General features: G+C 57.5%; 3 protein-coding genes. All 3 read left to right on the top strand.

Annotated elements, in window-relative coordinates; genetic code table 11:
- Positions 1-769 (top strand): glycosyltransferase (locus SGJ19_18365; protein ID MDZ4782215.1); only part of this gene is annotated, 769 nt, incomplete at its 5' end.
- 287 nt (positions 770-1,056) lie between these two features.
- Positions 1,057-1,734: a hypothetical protein gene (locus SGJ19_18360; GenBank protein ID MDZ4782214.1), complete on the top strand. Its 678-nt coding sequence runs from the start codon at positions 1,057-1,059 to the stop codon at positions 1,732-1,734.
- Between the two features lie 29 nt (positions 1,735-1,763).
- On the top strand, positions 1,764-5,521 hold a 3,758-nt coding region (locus SGJ19_18355; protein ID MDZ4782213.1), incomplete at its 3' end, for a calcium-binding protein.

Below are 5,521 nucleotides of genomic sequence, written 5' to 3'. Positions count from 1 at the left end.
GAAGGCTCGCGGACTGCACCGCTTCGTGGTGGGCGATGGGTATTGGTTGCCGCCGGTGTCGAAGTATCGCGATGCGTTGTGGGGGGATACGGCGTTTCTTGCGACTTTTGCGGAACTGGATCATCACGGGCCGCGCGAGGGGGTGACGTATTTCGGCGCGCTGTATTTGGAGGATGAGGGGGAGGTGCCGGTGTGGTCGGGCGAGCGGCCTCGCGTGGGCGCCTATTTGCGCGCGGGTTGGGCGCCGCTGGTGACGCTGGCGGAGGTGCTTAAGGCGAAGGGTTGCGATGCGGTGTTCTTCGTGCCGGATGCGGATGATGGGTTACTGGAACGGCTGCGGGTTGCCGGTGTCAGGGTGCAACGCATGCCGTTGCGGATTTCGCCAGCCGGTGGCGACTACGATTTGATGATCTGCCATGCGGGGCATGGGACGGTGGCGGCGAGTCTGGTAGCTGGGGTGCCGTTGATGCTTGCGCCGAGGTATGTTGAGCAGGACGAGAATTCGCGCAAGGTGGTGCGGATGAGGGCGGGATCGAGAACGGCGCCTGATGCTTCGGCGGACGCATTGAGACGAGTACTTGACGAATTGTTAGTTACAGATATTTGCAAGAGCGCGGCGACGACATTTCGTGCCGAGCATTCTGGTTACAGTCCGATCGCTTCTGTCAGCCGCCTTGCTTCAGGAATTGACATTATCCTGATCGCACAATTGCTAAGAACGTCAGGAGTAGTTCAATCAGACCGACAAGATCGCGTCAATCGAGGTTGAGGGATGGCTGCGGGTCCGCCACGCGCAATTCACCTCAAATACGGCTCCACATGGCAAATACGGCTCCACATGGATGGTTCGGTCTGAAATTGGCAGCAATGAAATGTCTACTGGTGTTCAGAAACTGGTACTGGAAACGGAGAGACGAGATGAGAAAACATATATCGAGAAGTACTTGCAGAAAAAGCTGGGGAACCGGCGCTCGGTCCGCGATGGGATTGGTTTCCATGCTAGTAGTCTCAAGCGTTAGTGCGCAGGTTTCGATTGCGCCCAAAAAAGAGCCGTACGTGAAATGCGAGCTTAGATTGCCAAATATCGAGGCTTACTACACCGATCGCTCGGCACATCGATTCGAACGATGGGGTTCGCGAATAGTGACGCCAATCGAAGACTATAGAGCAATCGGCCCTCTGGACAGGAAGGCAGACTCGCCAATTTGGCTCAGAACTTACTACCCGAGCTTCAAGGGCAGCGCTGATAAAAGTGTCCCCAAGAATGAGCGCGGCACTCAATGGATAGAGATCTCCATATCTCCCATTCCCGAATCGGGGAAGCTGCCGATGACATCTGATTTACTAAAAATAAAAGAGTATCTGGCAATCACGGATACGACAAAACGTATACGTCTTCCTTGGAAGCTTGAAGAGATGGTTATTCCGCGGACAGTCGTGAGCGGGGCGTTCTATCAATCTGTTGACCGGCAGACGATGGTGAATCAAATGCCCACGATCTATTGCAACGCCCCGTCAACGTCAAATGAACATGGCACATGTGTTTCTCAAGAAACGCTGAAACCTGACGTTTATATCGTCTTCTCCTACAACCAAAAACTCCTTCCGTGCTGGGCTCAAGTTGAGGAAGGCGTTCGCCGAGTTGTCGATTTGAATTTGAATGTAGAGCGAAAATCCACTTCCAATGAACGACCAGCACGGAAAGATACTGTGCGTCCAATGCCGTTGAACTGATCGAATCCGAATACTTGGAGAGTAGCGAAATGGAAATAAAACTAAGTACAGTCGAACAGGCGATGATTGCGTCCTGGCGACAGCTTGCTGTCAACCGCGGCCCATCGGCAAAGGGGGCCTTTTCTGTCTTTTACCTCAACGTTAGAGCTTTGCTATATCCAAAGCTCTCGAGCCAGAATGCTGCAGCAACAAATTTCGTCGAAGTAAAACGAACTTACGATTGGTTGATTGGAGCGTCTCAAGTCAACGAAGGAGTGGGCTTGTTCGGATCCTTCATCCGCAACTATGCGCTCAGACAGAGAACACTTCGATACGGTACACAATTCTTGCCTTCGGGCGAACTCAATCGGGCGTCCAACGTTGTTGCGGGGTTGGTAGCAGACGCCTTTCTAGCGCCCGGCGGATCGATACCAACGGTTCAGCGAATCGGGTTGGACGATCTTCACGGTGTGAGGGAAGTTCTCTTTGCTAACGATCCCGAGGTAGAAAACAATCAGGCTTGGCCTGGAATGCTTCTGCTTTCAGATATGGGACAGGATTTTATCGGGCTTGTCGTGCGGGAGAACGCGGCAACGACGCAGTCTGTGTTCGGAAGCCTTTTGGACTTAAAGCAAGCGCTCCTCGCCTTCGATTCCACGAAGAACGCGCTTCCAAGTTTAAGTGACGCTTACGGTCAGCTTTTTCAAGACTCTGCTCGGAACGCGGAAATCGCCACTTCACAGGCGATCTTCGGGAACGCAACCGGCGCCTTGATTCTGGGTGTACTTCGCAACAATGTAGCCAGAGAAATGATCCGCAGTCTTACCAACGGCAAGAATGCAGAGGGATCTCGTCTGCTACGCTTGGTGGCGGGAATCGGGTCGGAAGGAACTTTCAATGCGCTTCATCGCGCCTTTGGCGGAGACTTCGCGTATCACCGGACAACCGAGCAGTCGTTCGCGAATGATGTTAACGCGTTCTTCTCGCAGTTCCCGGGTGCGGGCGAGTCTGCCATCGGAGCAACGTTTCTGAGGCGCACGGCCTCAGAGATTTCGCAAGATGCGCAAAGTAACGTGGCCGTCCGAAATGCGTTACGTGCGCTCTCACCATATGTGATTACGCCGGGCAGCTATGCCGGGCGCGGTTTGGAACTCTACGACGCGTCGAATGTCGGAGGCCTGACCCAGCAGTGGATTCAAGACCGCGCGTTGATGATGGAGCGACTCATCTATAAGGCGGAGAACGCGATCGATGGTCCAATCATCGGATTTCCGTTTTCCGAAAACGCCATTTTCTCCGACGTCGGCAGTGGGGTGCGGCTTGTTGTGAGCGGGACAGCCGAAAACCAACTCAAACGGTACGTGTTCGGTTCGGACCAGTCCGATGCGCTTCTTGGAGGTGCGCAAGGTGATCGCTTGCACGGCGGTGCCGGCAGCGATCTGCTCTTAGGCGGCAAACTTGACGACTATATGGAAGGCGGGGCGGGGATGGATGTGTACGTTTATGACGCCGACACAAAGCTCTTCGTTTCGACCAATGACGGCAATGACACAATTTTCGACACTGACGGCAAAGGCGTACTGCGCTACGTCTTTCAGGAAGGTGTTTCGAGCGCGATCCAAACGCGCGTCATCGGCGGCGCCGCCATCAAGCAATCGGCGACCCAATGGCAAAGCGCTGACGGTAAGTTCAATTACGCGAAGGATGGCGGGGACCTCAATGTAACGATCGTCGGCGATGCTGGCGGCACGATCAAGCTGAAGGACTTCGATTTCATGAAGGCCGCTCAAACCGGGTATCTCGGCATTCGCTTGACGGAAGTGCTGTCCGCGCCGATCAATCCGGCGCGCTCCTTCTACGGCGACAGGCTGAATTGGGACTCGAATCCGGGGACCGTCGATGAAATCGATCCCGTGGACGATGGCTTGGGCAACTTCATTCGAGCGGACGGCCAAGGCACGCCGGCCCGGCCAGACAACACCCTTGCCGACCGGATAGACGTTTTCTACGGCGCGGCCAATGGTTCGCAGGCGAACGAGGGGGAGTACTTCACCACCGCCGGGGGAGCCGATGTCGTTTTCGGCGACGGCCAGTCCAGCGCGACGTCCCTGGTTGGTGGTAGGGATCTGATCGATTTGGGCGCGGGGCGTGATTCCGCCTTCGCGGGTGCCGGAAGCGACTGGGTCGAAGGGGGCACCGATGGAGACTTTCTTTACGGCGGGGAAGGTGACGACGTCATTTGGGCCAATAGTTCGAACGGACGCAGTGTCACGCTCGCGCAGGCGATTACCGCGGGCGAAAGCGGCGCGCAAGGCGCCGGGAACGACCTCATTTCAGGCGACGCGGGAAGGGATGTTCTGATCGGTGCCGCGGGCGCGGACCTGATCGGCGGTGGGTCGGACGAGGACTTGATCGTAGGCGGGGCGGGCAACGACATGATCCTGGCAGACGCAGTCCTTTCTACCGTAACAAGCCTTGCCTGGACCACTTCGGTTCAGAGGCAGTTTTTTACGGATCAAGCGGTGACAACACCGACCGTCACCAATATGAGTTACACAGGCACTCCCGAGGCAGGCGCGGCGGACACAGTTTACGCGGGTGCGGGCGATGACTTCGTTTCCTCCGGTGCCGGTGACGATTACGTCGAAGGTGGCATCGGAAACGACGATCTGGCGGGCGGGGCGGGGTCCGACATTCTGATCGGTGGCGTCGGAGACGACGTGCTCGGCGGAGACACGGATGTTTTTACATCAGGGACTGTTTCGCTCGCGCTGCAAGGCGACGATTATCTAGACGGCGGTGACGGCAGCGATTGGCTTGCCGCTGGGGGCGGCTCCGATGTACTGATTGGGGGGGGCGGTGTCGATCGGCTGTACGGCGAGGCAGGCGACGACATCCTCATCGGTGGCGCGGGCGACGACGTCCTTAAAGGCGGGACGGGCAAGGATACCTATGTCTATAACCTAGGTGATGGCGTTGATCGAATCGATGATCCGGATATCGGGACCAACGATGCTCTGTACCGAAGCACCGTCGTGCTCGGCGAAGGCGTCAACCGGCAGACTCTCAAGTTCCAACTTGGCTCGCTCGCGATCAACATGGGCGGCGGTGATGTGCTCCACATCGAAGGCTTCAACCAGTTCGACCCGAACGCGACGAAGGTTCTGGACAGCATCCAGTTCGCCGACGGCACCAGCATGTCGTACCAGGACGTGCTTGATCAGGGATTCGACATCGACGGCACGGCCGGCGACGATCTGATCCTCGGCACCGCGGTTAACGACCGCATCGACGCCAAGGCCGGCAACGACGTCGTATTCGGCTTAACGGGCGACGACACCTACACCTACAACACCGGCGACGGCCAGGACTGGGTGATCGATGCCGGTGGAGCGAACACCCTCAAGTTCGGCCCGGGCATCGCGATCCCGGACTTCATTCTCGGAACCGAGTTCACCGCCGGCCCGGACGGTTTGGCCGCGCAGTATCTGAAACTTACCTACCACCTCGCTCCCCCCAGCGAAGAGGAAGGTGCACCGCCGCCGATCCCCGATCTGGTGCGGATCAAGGACGGCTTTCTCGGCGCGGTGTCGTCCTATCAGTTCGACAACGGCACCACCCTCACGCACGCGCAGTTGATGGCGCAGCTCTCCGGTCCCGTAAACCTCACCGGCACCGCGGGCGACAACGCTATCGCCGGCTCGAATTACGCCGACATGCTTTGGGGCGGCGAAGGCAACGACGCGCTACTGGGCCAGGGCGGCAACGACCTCCTCGTCGGCGGGGCAGGCGACGACGCACTGACCGG

It is taken from the genome of Planctomycetia bacterium (assembly GCA_034440135.1).
Lineage (GTDB): Bacteria > Planctomycetota > Planctomycetia > Pirellulales > JALHLM01 > JALHLM01.
Note: the sequence above shows the minus strand (reverse complement) of the source record. Positions and strands in the feature narration are given on the sequence as shown.